Source organism: Haloplanus salinarum (assembly GCF_009762275.1).
Lineage (GTDB): Archaea > Halobacteriota > Halobacteria > Halobacteriales > Haloferacaceae > Haloplanus > Haloplanus salinarum.
In genome coordinates this window covers 730316-747878 of the sequence record NZ_CP034345.1, presented here as the reverse complement: position 1 = coordinate 747878, position 17563 = coordinate 730316, and the positions used below count along the sequence as shown (strand labels likewise).

The window sequence follows — 17563 nt, the reverse complement described above, 5'->3', positions numbered from 1 at the left end:
ACTTATTTATTTATCCGAATTATGGTCGAAATACAAAACAGCGTTCAGCCGTATGGACCGGTCGGCGGTCCGGATCCGATCGAAGACGGCCTCCCCCCGGATGGGGCTGTCCGATCGAAAGAACAGAGTTTATATTTGGCCGGTTCCTCGCTCCTGATGTCGACGACGCGACGGCGACGACGACCGGTAGGCGACGTCCGCTCCGATGGTGTAGTCCGGCCAATCATATTGCCCTCTCACGGCAATGACCAGGGTTCGAATCCCTGTCGGAGCATCGCAGCGAGTTTTTCGAGCGAGAAGCGTATGATGGATTCGAATCAGGGAGCGGCTTCGCCGTGACCGTGGTTCGAATCCCTGTCGGAGCATCGCAGCGAGTTTTTCGAGCGAGAAGCGCAGGAAGGATTCGAATCAGGGAGCGGCTTCGCCGCGACCGTGGTTCGAATCCCTGTCGGAGCATCGCAGCGAGTTTTTCGAGCGAGAAGCGTATGATGGATTCGAATCAGGGAGCGGCTTCGCCGCGACCGTGGTTCGAATCCCTGTCGGAGCACTCATCTTTCGGTTCCATCCGTCCGTAGTCCCACCCGGATCGACGGTAACACCGCCGAGACGCGTGAACGTCAGCGACGCGTAGCGGGTCCGTGGGCGCTCGAGTACCCCGGCTCCGTCCCACGAAAGCACGTAAAATATTTTCTCAAATATCCGCACAAACCCGGGATAGATGGTGCCGGACATAATTGATTTAGAATATCCTCCAAAACATTCATGTTGTGTCCTTACGATGTCCGACCATGGCAAGTCAGGATACTGAGCGGAACGAAATCGAGCGTCTCGACCGCGAGTACACGCTCGGGACGTGGACACGCCAGCGAGACTTCGACCCGACGGAGATCGTCGACACCGAGGGGCCGCGGATCGTCACGGCCGACGGCGATTCGATTCTGGATTTCAGCAGCCAGTACGTCTGTACGAGTCTCGGGTACGACGCCGACCGCATCGCCGACGCCGTCGACGAACAGATCCGCGAGGTACCGTACGTCAATCCCGGCTGGTCGACGGAGCCGCGGGCTCGCCTCTCGGAGAAACTGGCCGAGATCACGCCGGGGTCGCTGAAAAAGACCTTCTACTCGACCAGCGGCACCGAGGCCAACGAGGTAGCGATGAAGATGGCCAGAGCGTACACGGGCAAACACAAGATCCTCTCGCGGTACCGGTCGTACCACGGTGCGACCGCGGCCTCGCTGTCGGCCTCCGGGGACCCACGGAGGGTGGCGCAGGGACCGGAGATCCAGCCGGAGGTTCCCGGGATGGTCAAGGGCCCGGATCCGTACGCCTACGGGTCGAGCCTCGACCCCGAACAGAGCCTGGAGTACATCGACGAGATGCTGGAACTGGAGGGCGACACGGTCGCGGGGGTGCTCGTCGAGCCGCTCGTCGGGTCGAACGGCGTGTTGACTCCGCCGGACGACTACCTGCCCCGGCTCCAGGAGATCGCCCACGACCACGGGGCACTGTTGATCTGTGACGAGGTGATGACCGGCTTCGGCCGAACCGGCGAGTGGTTCGCTTCGGGGCTGTACGACGCGGAACCGGACATCATCACGATGGCGAAGGGTCTGACCGGGTCGTATCAGCCGCTGGCCGCGACGACGGTCTCCGAGGAGATCGCGGAACACTTCGAGGACAACCTCCTCAACCAGGGCCACACGTTCGCCGGCCACCCGGTCGCCTGTGCGGCTGGCGCGGCGGCTATCGAGACCTACGAGGAGGAGGGGCTGCTCGAGAACGCACGCGAGATGGGCGCGTACCTGAAATCCGAGCTCGAATCGCTGGCCGAGCGACATCCGAGCGTCGGGGAGCGGCGGGGGATCGGCCTCCACCAAGGGCTCGAACTCACGCGGAGCGAGGAGAAGCGCGTGCCGTTCGAGGAGCGAAGCGACAAGGTGTCGGGGCGGACGACCGTCCTCGACGAGGTGGGTGCTCACGCGCTCGACAACGACGTTTACTTCTACACGTCGGTCAACACCATCGTGGTCACGCCGCCGTTGACGATCACCGAGGACGACGTCGACGAGGCCGTCGCCGCGCTGGACGAGGCACTCGAGATCTCCGACGCCGCGATGGAGGAGTAGGCGTCGACTCCCGCGTTCGTCTCCGACGGTCCACGGACGGCGTTTCTCGGTCCGGAGCGGATTCCACCCGTCGGAGCGGTGGCTGTGCCGATCGTCCGTCGGAAGAAGAGTGTTCGACCACCGGCCGACGACGGCCGGCGTCGATCAGCCCTGCTTGACTTCCTGGAACAGCTGCTGCCAGTCCGAGACGGCCGGATCGACGGTGCCCCAGTCGACCCACATCAGGTCGTCGGGGCTCTCGGTGTAGTCCGGGAGGTTACGGATGACCTCCGGCGGGTCCTGGACGGGGACCGGGTAGCCGACGTTGTCCGACAGTTCGACGATGATGTCGCGCTGGAAGACGTGGTTGAGGAGGTCGTGGACGAGGTCCTGATTCTCGCTGGAGGCCGGGATGGCCCAGTCCTCGGTGATGGTCGACGTCCCGCCCTCGGGGATGACGTACTCGATCTCCTCGTAGCCCTCCTCTTGGAGCGCACGGGTGCGGCCACCCCACGTCTCCGCGACGGTCGCGGTCCCCTCGCGGAGCCACCGGATGCTCTCGGCGCCGGCTCCCCAGTAGCCGAAGGTGTTCTCGTGCTGTTCGCCGAGTTCCTGGCGGACCTGCTCGACCGCGTCCGAGTTGCCGGGAACGTCGTTGATGTTCATGCCGAGGGAGGCCGCGGCGTTCGTCACGCGGGAGGTAGCCTGGTCCCGTAGCCCGAGGGAATCCTCGAACTCGTCGGCCTTGATGTCGTCCCACGTCGACATCTCGCGGTCGGTCTCCTCCGTGTTGTACGCGTATCCCTGCGTGAGGGCGTCACGGAAGACGGCGTCGCCGTCGATGTACGGACGGTCGGCCCAGTCCTGCTGGATGTTCTCCTGGTAGTTCGGCAGGTCGTCGTAGTTGATGTCGGCCAACAGGTCCTCCTGTCGAGCGGTGTACACGCCGAACGAGGTGGGCATGAAGAGGTCGATCTCGCCGGGGTTCTCCCGGATGATCGAGAGGAACTCCGAGTCGCCGCCCGCCGACTGGTGCTCGACCTCGACGCCGCTCTCCTCGGTCCAGTATTCGAAGGCCGTCGCCGCGGCGTCCTGGGTGTTGCCACCCCACCCGAGATAGCGGAGCGTGTCCGTGCTCCCACCGCCGCCGCCGCCGAGACACCCTGCGAGTCCCGTGGCCGCGATACCCCCTCCGAGGGTTTTCAATACTGATCGTCGATCGACCGGCGTCCTTGACCGCTGTGAGCTATCACCGAACATGATCCAACCGTTATCAGATATTGTGAAAAACCTTTGGAGTGATTAGCTATTCAGTGACATGTGAATGAACGGTCGATCATGAAGGATCACGCGACGATCAGGTCCGTCGGCGCGTCGTTGAGGACGGTCGTCCCCTCGCTCCCGACGAACAGCGTGTTCTCGATACACGCCGACCCCGTCCCCGGGACGTGGATCGCCGGTTCGACGTTGAGGAACTGTCCCGCCGCGAGCGTCCTCGTCTCGTCGGGTGCCACGAACGGCGGTACCGAAACCGTCGATCCGGTGGTGTGACCCAGATACACGCCGTTGAGTCGGTCCTCGTAGCCGTACTCGGCCGCGACGTCGTGGCCCGCGCGCCAAACCGCCCGCCCGGTCACGCCCGGTTCGACCGCCTCGATCATCGCCTCGTACATGGCCTCGCACGCCTCGTAGATGGTCCGCTGGGCCGCGCTCGGTTCGCCGATGGCGACGGTTCGGTCGCAGTCGACGTAGTAGCCGTCGCGACAGACGATGAGGTCGACCCAGAACATCTCCCCCCGGTCGAGCGGCGTCTCCGTGTGGACGAACGGTTGGAGGTTGCTCTCGGAGCGCGCGTACGCCCCCACGTCGACGTGTGTCGAGACGGCGGCCCCGTGTCGGAACTCCGCGCCCGCCGCCGCCAGTTCGGCGAGGACGTCGAAACACACCTCGCGCTCCGACCGGCCGGGCCGACAGGCCGACGCGAGCGCCGCGAGACCCGCGTCGGCGGCCTCGGCCGCGCTTCGGATGCCGCGGACGTCGTGGTCCGTCGGGGCGGCGACGAGGTCCCACCAGAGTTCCGGGACGAAGGCGGTGTCCACCCCCGAACCGGCGGTCGAGACGGCCTCCAGCACCGCCGCCGGGAGGTCGCCGTCGACGACCCCGAGCCGACCGTCGGTCAGCCCACAGTCCGCGAGCGCGGCCTCGACCGCCGCCGACAGCGCATCGTGATCGCGTTCCGGCACCGCCCGCACGCCGTCGACCCACGTTATGGCCCGCGCGGCCTCGCGGTGCCACTCGCGGTCGATCACCAGGACCGTCGGCCCCGAGGCGGGGACGACGAGCAGCGAGCGGGCCCGCGGGAACGGGTGAACGTATCCCGAGAGATACCGGACTGCGTCGGGATGTGTCGGGCCGCTCCCGTAGACGACGGCCCCGTCGAGCCCGCGGTCCCGGAGCGCCTCGCGGAGGGTTCGCAGTCGGCGGGCACGCTCCGCCGGCGGCGGCCCCGGCGGAACACCCGCGGCCCGTCGACGGTGGAGTTCTTCCCCCATCGAGGTCACCCGAGGTCGGTCCGTAAAGCGGCGTCACGATGCGGATGCGAGCGGCGAACGGTCACGACGATGCCTCCGAGAGGTCGTCGAGGGCGGTATCGAGCGTTTCGAGGAACGTGTCGATCTCTCCCTCCGCCATCGGCGTCGAGAGGTTCCCCATGCCGCGCGGCGCCATGAAGACGCCGCGGTTCCGCATGGCGAGAAAGAGGTCCTCGAAGGCGTCGGTCCCGGCGGCCGAGGACGCCCAGTCGGTCACCGTCCCGTCCGTGAGGTGGAGCTGGAACATCGACCCGTCACCGGTCACCTGCAGCGGCCGGTCGTGGTCGGCGGCGACCTCCCCGACCCCGGCACGCAACCGCTCGCCGAGCCGGTTCAGCTCCGCGATGGCCGCCTCGTCGAGCGCGTCGAGGGTCGCGATACCCCCGGCCATCGTCGCCGGGTTCGCGTTGAACGTCCCGGAGTGGTCTGCGACTCCCTCCGCCGGGTGGAAGGCGGACATGATGTCCGCCCGTCCGCCGAAGGCTCCGACGGGGAGACCGCCGCCGATGAACTTCCCCAGTGCCGTCAGATCCGGCGTGACGCCGTAGCGCTCCTGGGCGCCGCCGTACGCGAGCCGGAACGTCATCACCTCGTCGAAGACGAGGGGGACCCCGTGATCCTCGGTGAGGTCGCGCGCAGTGCGGAGGAACGACTCGTCGGCGGGAAGCCCGCCGGCCACGCCCATGAGCGGTTCGAGGATGAAACACGCAAGGTCGTCGCCGGCCGTCGCGAAGACCTCTTTGAGCGCCTCGGAATCGTTGAACGGCGTCGTCAGCACGCGGTTCTCGACGTCCCGCGGGATGCCGCGGTGTTCCCGGCCCGCGGCGTCGACGGCGACTTCGACCGTGTCGTGGGTGCCGTGGTAGCCCCCATCGACCTTCAGGATGGTCTCCCTGCCGGTGTGGGCCATCGCGCCGCGGATGGCGTTCATCGTCGCCTCGGTCCCGGAGTTCGCGAACCGGACCCGCTCGATCGAGGGGACTCGATCCACGAGGCGTTCGGCCAGCGTCACGGCCTCCTCCGTGGGCGCGCCGAACCCGTTGCCCCGTTCGAACCGTTCCGTGACCGCCTCGACGACCGCCGGCGGCGCGTGACCGAGGACGGACTGCGTGTAGTTGTTGAGGAAATCGAGCAGCGTCTCGCCGTCCTCGGTCCGGAGCCGACAGCCGGACCCCGACTCGACGAACGACGGATACGGGTCGTGGTAGGTGACCGAGCGCGTGTCGCCACCTGGCATCACCGCTGCCGCGCGTTCGTACAGATTCCGGGAGTTCGGAGTCGACGACCGATAAGTTTCAACCAGATGATCGTCCATGTGAACGTGTTTCCGTGTCCACCTAATAAACCTACGCCGTCGGTACTGGACGGACCGCGGGCGGGGGGTCCGAGGCGGCGCCGCTGACGTTACCAGTTCGTGTGCAGGTCCGTCCCGTCGGGAACGGCGACGTCGATGGGGCCGGTCTCGCCGGCGTTGACCGTCGACTCGCCCGCACACGCGGACACCGCGACGTAGCAGTCCCGCTCCGCACGGAACCGGACGGTGTCTCCCGGCGTCGACTGCGGTTCTTGGATGTCGATATGTCCGTCGCTGATCTCGGCTCGCATGAAGACGTTCAGCGTCTCGAGGACGAGAGCCGGATCGACGCCCAGCGGTTCGACGGCCTCCGCGAGGTTTTCGCGGCAGCCGTTGCCCCCCGACTGGCCGTAGTAGTCCGCGAGGATCCACTCGTTGCACGGGCCGTACAGGAGGTCGTGGTCGCCGCAGTCGTCGGCCGTGATGGAGAGGATCGGTTCTCCCTCGGTCGTGTACAGGGTGTCCCCCTCGGTCACGCTGATCCGTCCGCTCCGGCGGTACGTGTACTTCGTCGAGAACCGCTCGGTGGGGTCCTCGGCGGCGAACGCGACCAGGTCGGCCACCTGTTGGCCCTCGACGTCGGTCACGTCGAACGTCTCTCCTGCCGCCACTTCGAACGCGGCGCCGCGCTTCTCGGGAATTCGTCGTTCTTGCATCGTCGACGCGGCGAACTCGAACGCTCCGAGATATAAATGTCCGGGGGGAGTCAGGCGTCGCCGCCGCTGACTTCGCCGAGGATCGCGGCGACCAGCATGATCACCGCGAGCACCGTCGCGAGGGCGCTGATCGTCGGCGTCAGCCCGGTTCGCAGCTCCGTGTAGATGATGACCGGCACGGTCGTGGTGCCGGGCGAGATGAGGAACTGGGTCGCGGTGAACTCGCCGAAGGAGACGACGAAAGCGATCAGCCCGCCGGTGAAGACGCTCGGCGCGATGATGGGGAGCGTCACGTTGAGGGTCGTCTCCAACCGGTTGGCACCCATGATCAGCGACGCCTGTTCGAGCGTCTCGTCGAACGTGACGAGTCGTGCGCGGATGATGAGGAACACGTACGGGAGCGTGAGCACGACGTGTCCGAGGATCAGTGCGGGGTAGTCCCCCGGCAGTCGGATCATCCCCGCGTACTGGACGATGGCCAGTCCGGTGATGACCGGCGAGATCATCAGCGGGAGCAGGAGCACCGTCGAGACCGTCTGCTTATACGGGAAGTCGCTGCGGACGAACCCGAACGCGGTGATCGTTCCGATGAGCCCCGAGATGATCGCCGAAGAGACCGCCACGACGGTACTGACGACGAGCGCGCTGATGATCTGATCGTCTCCCGCCAGTTCGACGTACCACTCCAGACTCAGCCCGTCCGTCGGGATGGTCGGCACCGACGACGTCGTCAGCGACGTGATGATGATGAGGATCACGGGCACGAGCAACAGCGCGTACACGATCGCCGCGACCGGGAGGTAGCCGAACCTGAACCGACTGGTGCGGTTCATAGTTCACCCAACACCTCCCCGAGGTTGACGTAGCTGTTGAACACCATGAGCAAGACGAGCAGGATGGTGGTGTAGATGACGGCCAGACTCGACGCGAGACCGAGGTCGAACGTCTGGGAGTACGACTGCTCGATGACGTTCGCGATCATCGTGTCTTTCGGGCCGCCGAGCATCGCCGGGGCCAGGAACGACCCGGTCGCGAGGATGAACACGATGATCCCCCCGGCGACCACGCCCGAAAGGCTCAGCGGGAGGATCACCGAGCGGACGGTCCGCAGTTGGGTCGCCCCGAGCACGCGGGACGCGTCGACGAGGTCCTCGTCGATGGATTTGAGCGCGTGGTAGATCGGCAGGATCGCGAACGGCAGGAAGACGGTGGTGAGACCCAGGATCACCCCTCTGGTGGAAAACAGGATGCCCAAGTCGGTTCCGATCAGTTGGACGACCGGGCTCGACGGGAACAGGAGCAGCTGAATCCCGAGATAGCGGATCACGTACGCGATCCAGAGCGGCAGGACGACCAGTCCGAGCAACAGCTTCTCGCGCGCGGACCGAAAGGCGATGTAGTACGCGAGGATGTACCCGAGCGTGAGGGTCACGACGGTGGTGAGAACGCCGTAGTAGAACGACCGCGCGAGGGTCACGAGGTAGATGTCGCTGAACGCCCGTGCGTAGTTGCTGAAGAGCCCGCCGTCCCCGAAGTTCAGGCTGTTCCAGTAGAGGAAGACGATGGGGACGATGTAGAAGACGGTGAGGAACCCCAGCCCGAACGCGGCCAGCGAGCGCGACGACACGTTACGCTCGACGAACTTCGGGAGGGGAATGCCTTCGACGATCATGCTTCGAGGACGATCACGTTGGACGGGTCGAACGTGAGGGCGACCTCGTCGCCGATGGCGATGTTCGCGGACGTGCTCGTGTGGAGCACGGCCTGGATCCCCTCACCGATGTCGATCAGTGCCTCGCTGTACGTGCCCAGGTACTCGACGTTCGTGACGGCACCCTGCAACGCCTCGTCGCCGGCGTCGGGGTCGAGGCTGAGGTCCTCCGGCCGGAGGAACACCTCGACGTCCTCGCCGACGTCGAAGGAGTCGAGCGACGCCGCGTCGGTCGGAACCCGCCCCACCTCGGTGTCGATCCGTGGCGGATCGCGGGACGTGACCGTTCCGGGAAGCCGCGTCGACTTCCCGACGAAGTTCGCGACGAACCGGTTCGAGGGGTCGTCGTATATCTCCGTGGGCGACCCTTCCTGTTGTTTCTCGCCGTCGTCGAGGACGAGGATCTTGTCGGACATCGAGAGCGCTTCCTCCTGGTCGTGCGTGACGTACAGCGTGGTGACTTCGACCTCGCGTTGAATCTGCTTGATCTCGTTGCGGAGGTCCTGGCGCAGCACGCGGTCGAGTCCGGTCAGCGGCTCGTCGAGGAGGAGGATGTCGGGTTCGTACGCGAGTGCCCGCGCGATCGACACGCGCCGTTCCTGACCGCCGCTGAGTTCCGTGGGTCGGTGATCCCGGTACTCGGAGATCTGAACGAGGTCGAGGTACTTCGTGATCTGCTCCTCCCGCTCGTCGGGGCCGAACCCGTTCATCTTGAGACCGTATTCGATGTTCTCCTCGACGGTCATGTGGGGGAACGTCGCGGAGTCCTGGAACACCAGCCCGATGTTTCGCTCGTTGGGCGGTTGCCCCGTCACGTCGTCACCGCGGAGGTAGATCCCCCCCTCGGTCGGTTCGACGAGTCCGGCGATGGTGCGCAGGGTCGTACTCTTCCCACAGCCGCTGGGGCCGAGCAACGTGCCGAACTCCCCCTCCTCGATTTTGAACGAGAGATCATTGACGGCCAGTAGATCCCCGTAAAATTTCGTCAGGTTCTCCACTTCGAGCATACCGACCCGTTCCGTGGTAATGTCTTAAATCTAGTGCTACTCTTTCACGGTTCCTGCGTATAATATATTAACATACCTCGGAATATATCGACGGCATTTCGAATTCGTACCGAAAATGCGTACAAAGTGCTCCGATCGTGTCGACAGCTCGAACGGTGCCTTCCACGCTCCACGAGGGTGGAACCGGCCAAACGTGTCGAGGAGCGCCCGAGACCACGGCGTCTCGGTCGCCGGCACACGCGGCCCGGACGGTCGTCGACGATTTATCCCTCACGGGGCCGAACCGATCGACGATGAGGCGAGACCACGTCGCCCGTACGCTCCGCGACGATGCCGAGCGGGCCGGATACCTCACCCCCGCGTACGGCGACTACTGCGTCGTCGGCGCTCCCGGAACGTGTCTCTCCGTCCTCGATGCGGCCCCCGCCGGGATCCCGACGCTACCGGCGGACACTTACCGCGACGTCGACCACGCGGAGGTGACCACCGTCCTGTTCGTGCTGATCGACGGGTTCGGCTACGACGGTTGGTGTCGCGTCGTCGACGACGACCGTCGCCGGACGGATCTGCTCGAACGGTTCGAGCGTCACGGAACCGTGACGCCCCTAACTGCCGCGTTCCCTTCCGAGACGGCGGCCGCGCTCCCGTCCCTCCACGGCGGTCGATACCCCGTGGAACACGGGCTGCTCGGGTGGTGGCAGCACGTCGCCGGCGTCGGACGCGTCCAGACGCTCCCGTACCTGACCGAGACGGGAGACCCAGTGCGGGCGGTCGCACCCGAGGCCCCGCCGGCCCCGAAGGCCCTCTACGGCGTCGAGTCGCTCTACGGACGGATGCCGTCGGACCTGCGAACGGTTCTGTTCAGACCCGCCGCGTTCGACGACCCGGAGCCCGGCGGATACGCCGCCGGCGCCGACACGTACGTCGGCTACCGATCGGTCGACGACCTGGCGGGCGCCGTACGGACCGAACTCGAACGCGAAGGGCGCCAGTACCTGTTCGCGTACCTCCCACAGATCGACGCACTCTCCCACGAGGTGGGCCCGCGGGCCGACCCGACGACGTCGCGACTCGAGTCGATCCTGACGTCCCTGCATCGGGAACTTCGTCGCGTCGACCCCGCGCGTGCCGGTGAGACGCTCGTAGTCGTGACGGCCGATCACGGCCACCTCGACACCGACGGCCACGTCGACCTGTCCGGAAACGACGTCGTGCGAAGCGCCCTCGCCGAAACCGCGGACGGCACACGGATCCCGCCGGTGGGGAGTCCCCGCCAGCTGCAGTTTCACCTCCGCGACGGCAGGGTCGAGGACGTACGGCGCGTCCTCGAACGGCGCGTCGACTGTCTGACGTTCACCCGATCGGAGTACGGGACACGGGGCCTGTTCGGGCCAGCCGAACCCACTCCCGCGTTCGAGCGGAGCGCGCCCGACCTGGTCTGTGTCCCCCGGACTGAGAGCGTGTGGTTCGGGGGGGACGACCCCGACGAGGTGGGGATGCACGGCGGCCTCTCCCCCGCGGAGATGCTGGTGCCGTTCGCCGTTGCGAACCTCCGGGCGCTTCAGTAGCGGCCGGCGACGACCGGCGGCGCGTGGCCGCTCGAAACGGAGTTACGGGCACCGTCTCCGTCCCGGAAACACGACACAACACCTTTGATCGATCCAGCCCGCCGACCGTAACATGGCACAGGGGAACCCGTTTTCGAGCCCTGCGGTAAGATACGGTATCGGTGCGAGCGGTGCGTTGGTGGTCGCCTTCGTCGCGTACGCCTTCCTCGACGGGACGGTGCAACTCGTCGCGTACCTGATCGCGGCGCTCGATCTGATCGTCACACCACAGATCCTGAAGCGAGCGGCGGGCACCTGACGTCTCCGTCGGCGACCGTGACAGCGGCCCACAGATTGAAGTCGGTCGGGACCACAGTGAGCGACATCCCGTCCGGATCGACAGACGACGACGGTCCGGACGACCGAGCCATGAGCGATACGAGCGACACTCCCCGATCCAAACTGGACCGCGCACAGCGTCGGCAACTGCGAAACCTCGGGTGGCGCTGGCTCGGCCGTCGGCGCGCGAAGCGCCCGCGGTCGATCAGCCGACGACACCTCGTCGACGCCGAGGTGGAGGACGAGGCGGCGCTGGTCGACCTGGACGCCCGTCTCTAGGGTGCGCCCGCGACGACGAACAGCGACGCCTCCTCGGCGTCGATCCGTCGGGTCGCCGCCGGGTCGACGCGCAGGGCGTCGCCGGCGGACATCGACACCGTCTCGTCCCCGACGGTGACCGTCGCCACCCCCTCGACGAGGACGTACACCTCCTCCTGACCGTCGTCGGCGTGGTCGTGGGGTTTCCCGCTCCAGCCGGCCTCGACGTCGAGTACCGACACCCCGAGGTTCGCACAGTCGAGGGCGTCACGCAGGAAGTGGAGGCCGCCACCGACCGGGTCGACGTCGCGGTAATCGACGAGTTCGTGGGTCATGGCTGGGTCATCGGCGGGAACGGGCAAAAATCCCCCACCCCGTCACGGCGACCACCGATCCCGGAGAGGGTCTTCGGCATCGGCAGTCTCGGAACTCACCACGCGGTCCGTGTCCGCGTCGGCCGTATCGTCGCCACGATACACCGGGAGTTCGACGACGAACGTCGTCCCCTCGGGACCGGTCTCGGCGAGTTCGACCGACCCACCGTAACGCTCGACGAGCGTCCGAACGAGGTAGAGCCCGAGCCCGTGGGTTCGCGTTCCCCCCTGCTCGAACAGCCGCTCGCGCTGCCGTTCCGGAATCCCAGGGCCGTCGTCCTGTACGCGCACACGGACGGTATCGCCGTCGGGGTCCGCCCCGACAGTTATCCGCGGCCGTTGGCCGTCGTGGTGTTCGACGGCGTTGTCGAGTAGGTTCGCGAACACCCGACCGAGCAGGGCGTCGGCCGTGACGCACACGTCGTCCGGGACACTGACCGACCCGTCTGGGGACCTCCGTACGGACCCCGAGCCCGTCCCGATCTACCGATCCCCAGTGGTATCTCAAACGGCCCTTTGTGTCTCCCGGACACCTTTGTCGGTGCCCGCCGGAGGTCGGACCACGATGCACCGACGCACACTCGTCGCCGTGGGGCTCGCCGCCCTGCTCCTGATCGCCGGCTGTTCGGCCGGGTCGTCGTCCTCGACGACCCCCGATACGCCCGCGACGTCGGAGTCGGACAGCACTATTCACGTCGTCGGGAGCGGCAGCGCCGACGCCGCCCCGAACCAGGCCGTCGTCGACGTATCCGTCGTCGCGACGGGCGACGACGCGGCGACCGCCCGCCAGCGCCTCGCCCGGAACGTCTCGCGGATGCGAACCGCGCTCACGGACGCCGGCGTCGCCGAGGACCGGATCACCACACAACGGTACGACATCCGGCAGGACCGCCGTCGCCCGCGCGAGGAGGACGCCGAACCCCGCATCCAGTATCGGGCCATGCACGACTTCGAGGTCACCGTCACCGATCCGGACCGCGTCGGCGACGTCGTCGACACCGCCGTCGCCAACGGCGCCACCGCGGTCGACGATATCAGCTTCACGCTCTCGACCGATCGGCGACGCGAACTCGAACGGCGGGCCCGGAGCGCCGCGATGACCGACGCCCGCGCGAAGGCCCGCGCGCTCGCCGCCGACGCGAACCTCACCGTCACCGGCGTGAACGTGATCCGGACGACCCGGGGCGGCGCCCCCCGCTCCGTCGAGGACGGGGCATACGCCACCGAGACGCCCGCCCCCACCGCCGCTCCCCCGACCGATATCGAATCCGGGCCGGTGACGGTCAGGACGTCGGTCCAGGTGGTCTACGAGGCGGCACCCGAGGGGAACGCGACCGAGGCGTGAGGGGTTCCCGAGTCGCGGCGCTCACTCGAGTTGGTGGTATTCGAGTTCGTGCCCTTCGTCGAGTGCTGCCCGCACCGCCTCGCTCGGCGTGCCGGTAGGCTCCACGTGGGTCGTCATCCCGCCGAGCGCCGCCCGCCGGTAGTGGACGTTGCGCTGCCACGTGTCGTCGGTCTCGGGGTAGTCCGTCCGGTAGTGGGCGCCGCGTGACTCGGTTCGTTCGTCGGCCCCCCGAAGCACGGCCTCGGCGGCCGTCAGCATGAAGCCGATGTCGATGGCGCGCTCGAAGGAGCGGCTCGTGATCGGGCCGATTCGCATGTCGCCGGCCTTCCGCCGAAGCTCCTCTAACGCGTCCAGGCCGGTCGCCAGCGACTCCCCGTCGCGGAGGAGCCCAGCGTGTTCCCACGTGAGGGTCTGCAGTTCCTCGAACACGACGTCGACGTCGTGCTCCCCCTCGCTGTCGGCCAGTCGATCGAGGTCGGCCAGCTGTGGTTCGACGACCCTCTCGATGCAGGTTTCGGGCACCGATCCTGGCCCGTCGACGCGATCGGCGATCCGCTTGCCGGCGAGGACCCCGTATGCGACGGTTTCCGCAAGCGAGTTGCCCCCCAGTCGGTTCGCGCCGTGCACCCCGGCCATCGTCTCCCCGATCGCGAACAGTCCCCGGATATCCGTCTCGCCGTGGGCGTCGACGGCGACACCACCCATGCCGTAGTGGGCAGTCGGGGCGACTTCGACGGGATCCGTGGCCAGATCGACCCCGAGGTCCTGAAACCGCTCGTACATCCGGGGGAGTCGCTCCCGGATGAACGCCGCTTCGCGGTGGGAGATGTCGAGATAGACGCCACCGTTCGCCGTGCCCCGCCCCTCGGCGACCTCCTGGGTGATGGCGCGAGCGACCACGTCCCGGGCGTCCAACTCCATCTGCTCCGGCGAGTACCGCTCCATGAACCGTTCGCCGTCGGTGTTGTAGAGCCGTCCACCCTCGCCTCGAACGGCCTCGGTGACGAGCCGGCCGCTCCAGGGCTCCCACTCGGGGTCGGATTCGTCGACCGCCATCCCGGTCGGATGGAACTGCACGAACTCCATGTCCATCAGCTCGGCGCCGGCGTCGTAGGCCAGCGCCGGGCCGTCGCCGTTGTTCTCGTCGTCCCGCGAGGTGTGGCGGCCGTATATCGCCGCGTACCCCCCGGCCGCGAGGACGACCTGCCCCGCGTTGAATAGGAGGAACTCGCCGGTGTCCATGTCGAACCCGACGGCACCGTGGACCCGGTCGCCGTCGGCGACGAGTTTTGTTATCATCACGTCCTCGCGATACGGGATGCCGAGCGCCTGCGCCCGATCGATCAGCGTGTCCAGCAGCGACTCGCCGGTGTGGTCGCCGGCGAACGCGGTACGACGGAACGACTGCGCACCGAAGTACCGCTGGTCGATCTCACCGTCGTCCGTCCGTGAGTAGTCCATCCCCCACTCGTCGAGTTCCCGAAGCCGCTCGGGCATCTGCTTGGCGACGGCCTCGACCTTCCCGGGGTCGTTGACGAAGTGACCCTCCTTGAGGGTGTCCGCGGCGTGGATCGTCCAGTCGTCCTCCGGGTCCCGCGCTCCGAGGGCCCCGTTGATGCCGCCACGGGCCCACGTGGTGTGGGCGTCACCGTGACTCCGCTTCCCGAGGACGAGCACGTCGTCGACCCCGCGTTCCGCCAGTTCGATCGCCGTACGGGCGCCGGCGGCACCGGCGCCGACCACGAGCACGGCGACGTCGATTTCTGCGTAGTCCGGCGTGTCCGACCCCGCCATCCCGTCACGCTGGCTCATACGTCATCGAAGGGACGAGTATACTTATGGCTGTCGCGCGCGCGTGCGCGCGTCACAATAGGCCGGCGTGCGACCCGTCCCGGAGTCGACACGCGAGCGCGACCCTCGATCTCGTGCCCCCTGGCACCCTGGTTCCACCGCATCACGCGCAGGGCGACGATGGGCGGGGAGCACGCCGTGACCCCTCGCAGGGCCAATGGACCGTCAGTGTACCCGTTCCCGTGATCCACCCGCCGCCCTCACCGTGGTGTCGACCCGATTCACCGCGTCGTATACGACGTGACAGACGACGACGGCTCCAAGCGCCGTCATAAACAGCCCCACCGGGGAGAGTCCCCTCGCATAGAGGAATCCCGCGCCGATCACGACGTCTATCGTTGCGAGTAAGGCCGGATAGAGGGCCTGCACTGCGTGGCTCATACAGCCCCATTACCCACGGAGGAGGTTGAACGGCGCAGCAGCGTTTCCCACGCTGCAACGGCCGCATACGACACGGTGGTGGGTTGCGATGCACTCGTTCGCCCCGATCACCGGAGCCCCCGACACCGTCCGCCTCCCGATCGTCGGACTGCGTGCGAACGGCTGTGCGACGACGTTCGAACACGACCGGACGGCAGCCGCGTCCCGCGACTGGGACTTCGTGGCCGGCACGATGTCCGGTGTGGGGCCTGGTTTTATTCCTCTCTACGATAAGGTGCATACATGGACGAAACGGTACAGTACGGGCTCGCGCTCGCGACGTTCGTGTTTCTCGTCGCGACCACGCTCTCGATCGTCGGGGTGGTGAGCGACCGACTGTGGACGAACGTCGCCCTCCTGATCGGCGTCGGTGCGGGGTCGTTCTTCCTCGGTCGTGCCACGCTCTCGATCGATGACCTGCTGCGGCGTGACGTGTGACGCTTGATCCCGACGAACTCCTCGCTATCAGCGGGCTCGTACTCGTCGGAGGGGCCGCGATCGGGTTCTTCCTCGCGAAGGGTGGGTATCCACGGGCCGGACAGTTCATCAGTCTCTCACTTGCCGCCGTCTCGGGCCTGTTCCAGATCCTCATCGCGCTACGGAGCGGGTGAGGTCGCGTCACCTCGGTCGTCCGTTCCGCCGGCGTCGGCGCGTGGACTCGGGGCGCCCCTGGCGCTCGATTTCGACGGCGGTCCCCGTGGTCCCCGGCCCGGAGACCGACCGTCGGGGAAGGCGATACTGCCCCGAAGCGTCCGTCGTCACGCCCGCCATACGCTCCGACGGGGTTCGGTGACGCGGGACCGTCCGACGCGCGGGGTACTCTGCGGACGCTACAGCGTGCAAACGGAGGACGCCGAGCGGGAGTTCTCGGATGACACGTAGCGGCGGTCAAAACCCGTGCAGTTCGCGGTGTTCTTGTAGATACGTCGGGTGAGGTTCCACGCCACCCTCCTCGGGAAGAACCAGCGAGTTCCCCTCTAACTGCTTGAACTCGTAGTACCCTTCGCGTTCGGGGACATCCTTCACCAGAATCTCGTGGTCGTCAGTAAACGCGAGCCAGCCGGTATCGAACGCCCAATGGTGGAGGCGGCACAGAGCGACGCCGTTTCGCACGTCGTCCGCGCCACCCGCTGATTTCGGATAGATGTGTGCGGCCTCGACTTCGGGCTGTCCGTCGGGAGTCTCTCGGCTACTGCCACAGACTACGCAGGTCTGATTGTACGCTTCTCTAACAGCCTCGATGAAATCGGAATCGCGTGCCCGACGGCGAGTTTCCGTGAAACGTTCCTCATCTTCGGTCAGTTGCGGTTCCGAATCGGGGTCCGGTGTACGTGACTTGTCGGCTTCCGAACTCTCACGGTCGAGTTCGGCGTTGAGGTCCAAGTCGTTGATTCGGTAGGCCCCATTTTCGTCCAGAAAGTCGACTTCCCCCCTATCACGCAGTCGCTGAAGCGTTTGTCTGATCTTTGCTCTCACATGGTCGTTTTCCGGAAACTTCGATGCCAGTCGTTTCTCAGAGAAGGCTGCCGCCGCTTCCATCACTACCTGCCCGCCAATCGTTGCCAGCGCGACCTTGTGCTTGCAGTCGTAGTCGTCCCTGAAACGGTCAGCAGGGCATTCGCACTCTCGGAGTACAATCACTCCACCCACGTCCTCGACGGCCACCACGTAGGCGTGTGCGTCCTTCTCGACCTCGTAGGATTCGTTCGTCACTAAGACTTGGAGCGGGCTAACGAGCCGAAGCGATCAGACTAATCGCTAAGCTGTCTTCACCTACACTTCGGAGACTAGGATTCTATCCCAGGAACGATAGAAACACCAAACACAAGGACTCGCCGGGAGTCCCGCGAGCGACCGCAGGGAGCGAGGGGGACTCAGGCGAGTCCATTGACTGAAGCGAACGAAGTGAGCGAAAGGAAATGGACTCGCCGGGATTTGAACCCGGGGCCTCTCCCATGCCAAGGGAGTGATCTACCCCTGATCTACGAGCCCGCGTCGCATC

Annotated in this window: 19 protein-coding genes and 2 tRNA genes; 8 read left to right on the top strand and 13 right to left on the bottom strand. The window is 66.5% G+C overall.

From position 1 onward, the window contains the following. The first annotated feature begins 199 nt into the window (after positions 1–199). Positions 200–274, top strand: a tRNA-Glu gene (locus EI982_RS05080). A 514-nt stretch (positions 275–788) separates the two neighbouring features. Continuing rightward, complete coding sequence (locus EI982_RS05075) at positions 789–2129, top strand: aminotransferase family protein (RefSeq protein ID WP_157688453.1); 1341 nt, start codon at positions 789–791, stop codon at positions 2127–2129. Positions 2130–2273: 144 nt separating this feature from the next. On the opposite strand, the gene EI982_RS05070 is transcribed toward EI982_RS05075, so the two are convergent. From EI982_RS05070 to EI982_RS05040, 7 genes are all read right to left on the bottom strand, one after another. Continuing rightward, positions 2274–3314 carry an ABC transporter substrate-binding protein gene (locus EI982_RS05070; protein ID WP_157688452.1) on the bottom strand — a complete coding sequence of 347 codons (1041 nt, stop codon included), beginning with the start codon at positions 3312–3314 and terminating at the stop codon, positions 2274–2276. Positions 3315–3454: 140 nt separating this feature from the next. Beyond that, on the bottom strand, positions 3455–4660 hold the full coding sequence (locus EI982_RS05065) for a M24 family metallopeptidase (RefSeq protein ID WP_157688451.1): 1206 nt from the start codon (positions 4658–4660) through the stop codon (positions 3455–3457). A 61-nt stretch (positions 4661–4721) separates the two neighbouring features. Next, complete coding sequence (locus tag EI982_RS05060; protein ID WP_157688450.1) at positions 4722–6014, bottom strand: aspartate aminotransferase family protein; 1293 nt, start codon at positions 6012–6014, stop codon at positions 4722–4724. 89 nt (positions 6015–6103) lie between these two features. Beyond that, the gene (locus tag EI982_RS05055; RefSeq protein ID WP_157688449.1) at positions 6104–6709 is read right to left on the bottom strand and encodes a DUF1989 domain-containing protein; all 606 of its coding nucleotides are present in this window, start codon (positions 6707–6709) and stop codon (positions 6104–6106) included. A 50-nt stretch (positions 6710–6759) separates the two neighbouring features. After that, positions 6760–7542, bottom strand: coding sequence for an ABC transporter permease (locus EI982_RS05050; RefSeq protein ID WP_157688448.1), 783 nt, complete (start codon positions 7540–7542; stop codon positions 6760–6762). Continuing rightward, entirely contained in the window at positions 7539–8381 is an 843-nt protein-coding gene (locus EI982_RS05045) for an ABC transporter permease (RefSeq protein ID WP_157688447.1), read from the bottom strand. Before EI982_RS05045 ends, EI982_RS05050 begins: the two co-directional genes overlap by 4 nt. Beyond that, complete coding sequence (locus tag EI982_RS05040) at positions 8378–9427, bottom strand: ABC transporter ATP-binding protein (protein WP_157688446.1); 1050 nt, start codon at positions 9425–9427, stop codon at positions 8378–8380. Before EI982_RS05040 ends, EI982_RS05045 begins: the two co-directional genes overlap by 4 nt. Positions 9428–9720: 293 nt before the next feature. Between EI982_RS05040 and EI982_RS05035 the strand changes: the two genes are divergently transcribed. The 3 genes from EI982_RS05035 (at position 9721) to EI982_RS05025 (ending at position 11592) form a co-directional block, all read left to right on the top strand. Beyond that, positions 9721–10995, top strand: a complete 1275-nt coding sequence (locus tag EI982_RS05035; protein ID WP_157688445.1) for an alkaline phosphatase family protein — start codon at positions 9721–9723, stop codon at positions 10993–10995. Between the two features lie 112 nt (positions 10996–11107). Continuing rightward, positions 11108–11293: a hypothetical protein gene (locus tag EI982_RS05030; protein WP_157688444.1), complete on the top strand. Its 186-nt coding sequence runs from the start codon at positions 11108–11110 to the stop codon at positions 11291–11293. 110 nt (positions 11294–11403) lie between these two features. Beyond that, positions 11404–11592 (top strand): hypothetical protein, encoded by a 189-nt coding sequence (locus EI982_RS05025; protein WP_157688443.1) that lies wholly within the window; start codon positions 11404–11406, stop codon positions 11590–11592. On the opposite strand, the gene EI982_RS05020 is transcribed toward EI982_RS05025, so the two are convergent. Continuing rightward, the gene (locus EI982_RS05020; RefSeq protein ID WP_157688442.1) at positions 11589–11906 is read right to left on the bottom strand and encodes a cupin domain-containing protein; all 318 of its coding nucleotides are present in this window, start codon (positions 11904–11906) and stop codon (positions 11589–11591) included. The two genes, EI982_RS05025 and EI982_RS05020, sit on opposite strands and share 4 nt — an antisense overlap. A gap of 42 nt (positions 11907–11948) precedes the next feature. Then, positions 11949–12365 (bottom strand): sensor histidine kinase, encoded by a 417-nt coding sequence (locus EI982_RS05015; protein WP_233255292.1) that lies wholly within the window; start codon positions 12363–12365, stop codon positions 11949–11951. A 145-nt stretch (positions 12366–12510) separates the two neighbouring features. Here EI982_RS05015 and EI982_RS05010 point away from each other — a divergent pair, with 145 nt between their 5' ends. Continuing rightward, positions 12511–13290 (top strand): SIMPL domain-containing protein, encoded by a 780-nt coding sequence (locus tag EI982_RS05010; RefSeq protein ID WP_157688441.1) that lies wholly within the window; start codon positions 12511–12513, stop codon positions 13288–13290. A gap of 21 nt (positions 13291–13311) precedes the next feature. On the opposite strand, the gene EI982_RS05005 is transcribed toward EI982_RS05010, so the two are convergent. Further along, a complete protein-coding gene (locus EI982_RS05005) occupies positions 13312–15102 on the bottom strand; it encodes an L-aspartate oxidase (RefSeq protein WP_157688440.1) in 1791 nt (596 codons plus the stop codon). Between the two features lie 204 nt (positions 15103–15306). Further along, on the bottom strand, positions 15307–15522 hold the full coding sequence (locus EI982_RS05000; RefSeq protein ID WP_157688439.1) for a hypothetical protein: 216 nt from the start codon (positions 15520–15522) through the stop codon (positions 15307–15309). A gap of 282 nt (positions 15523–15804) precedes the next feature. On the opposite strand from EI982_RS05000, the gene EI982_RS04995 reads away from it, so the two are divergent. Both EI982_RS04995 and EI982_RS04990 read left to right on the top strand, forming a co-directional pair. Then, positions 15805–15999, top strand: coding sequence for a hypothetical protein (locus EI982_RS04995; protein ID WP_157688438.1), 195 nt, complete (start codon positions 15805–15807; stop codon positions 15997–15999). Further along, on the top strand, positions 15996–16172 hold the full coding sequence (locus tag EI982_RS04990) for a hypothetical protein (RefSeq protein ID WP_157688437.1): 177 nt from the start codon (positions 15996–15998) through the stop codon (positions 16170–16172). Before EI982_RS04995 ends, EI982_RS04990 begins: the two co-directional genes overlap by 4 nt. 277 nt (positions 16173–16449) lie before the next feature. Here the strand turns inward: EI982_RS04990 and EI982_RS04985 are convergent, their stop codons facing one another. Further along, positions 16450–17274 carry an HNH endonuclease gene (locus EI982_RS04985; protein WP_233255291.1) on the bottom strand — a complete coding sequence of 275 codons (825 nt, stop codon included), beginning with the start codon at positions 17272–17274 and terminating at the stop codon, positions 16450–16452. A gap of 207 nt (positions 17275–17481) precedes the next feature. Beyond that, positions 17482–17553, bottom strand: a tRNA-Ala gene (locus tag EI982_RS04980). Between the last annotated feature and the right edge of the window lie 10 nt (positions 17554–17563).

Excerpts from the sequence above, each read along its gene's own strand:
- EI982_RS05075 (WP_157688453.1), top strand. The coding sequence starts at position 789 with ATGGCAAGTCAGGATACTGAGCGGAACGAAATCGAGCGTCTCGACCGC.
- EI982_RS05065 (WP_157688451.1), bottom strand. The coding sequence starts at position 4,660 with ATGGGGGAAGAACTCCACCGTCGACGGGCCGCGGGTGTTCCGCCGGGG.
- EI982_RS05060 (WP_157688450.1), bottom strand. The coding sequence starts at position 6,014 with ATGGACGATCATCTGGTTGAAACTTATCGGTCGTCGACTCCGAACTCC.
- EI982_RS05055 (WP_157688449.1), bottom strand. The coding sequence starts at position 6,709 with ATGCAAGAACGACGAATTCCCGAGAAGCGCGGCGCCGCGTTCGAAGTG.
- EI982_RS05050 (WP_157688448.1), bottom strand. The coding sequence starts at position 7,542 with ATGAACCGCACCAGTCGGTTCAGGTTCGGCTACCTCCCGGTCGCGGCG.
- EI982_RS05045 (WP_157688447.1), bottom strand. The coding sequence starts at position 8,381 with ATGATCGTCGAAGGCATTCCCCTCCCGAAGTTCGTCGAGCGTAACGTG.
- EI982_RS05040 (WP_157688446.1), bottom strand. The coding sequence starts at position 9,427 with ATGCTCGAAGTGGAGAACCTGACGAAATTTTACGGGGATCTACTGGCC.
- EI982_RS05035 (WP_157688445.1), top strand. The coding sequence starts at position 9,721 with ATGAGGCGAGACCACGTCGCCCGTACGCTCCGCGACGATGCCGAGCGG.
- EI982_RS05030 (WP_157688444.1), top strand. The coding sequence starts at position 11,108 with ATGGCACAGGGGAACCCGTTTTCGAGCCCTGCGGTAAGATACGGTATC.
- EI982_RS05025 (WP_157688443.1), top strand. The coding sequence starts at position 11,404 with ATGAGCGATACGAGCGACACTCCCCGATCCAAACTGGACCGCGCACAG.
- EI982_RS05020 (WP_157688442.1), bottom strand. The coding sequence starts at position 11,906 with ATGACCCACGAACTCGTCGATTACCGCGACGTCGACCCGGTCGGTGGC.
- EI982_RS05010 (WP_157688441.1), top strand. The coding sequence starts at position 12,511 with ATGCACCGACGCACACTCGTCGCCGTGGGGCTCGCCGCCCTGCTCCTG.
- EI982_RS05005 (WP_157688440.1), bottom strand. The coding sequence starts at position 15,102 with ATGAGCCAGCGTGACGGGATGGCGGGGTCGGACACGCCGGACTACGCA.
- EI982_RS05000 (WP_157688439.1), bottom strand. The coding sequence starts at position 15,522 with ATGAGCCACGCAGTGCAGGCCCTCTATCCGGCCTTACTCGCAACGATA.
- EI982_RS04995 (WP_157688438.1), top strand. The coding sequence starts at position 15,805 with ATGGACGAAACGGTACAGTACGGGCTCGCGCTCGCGACGTTCGTGTTT.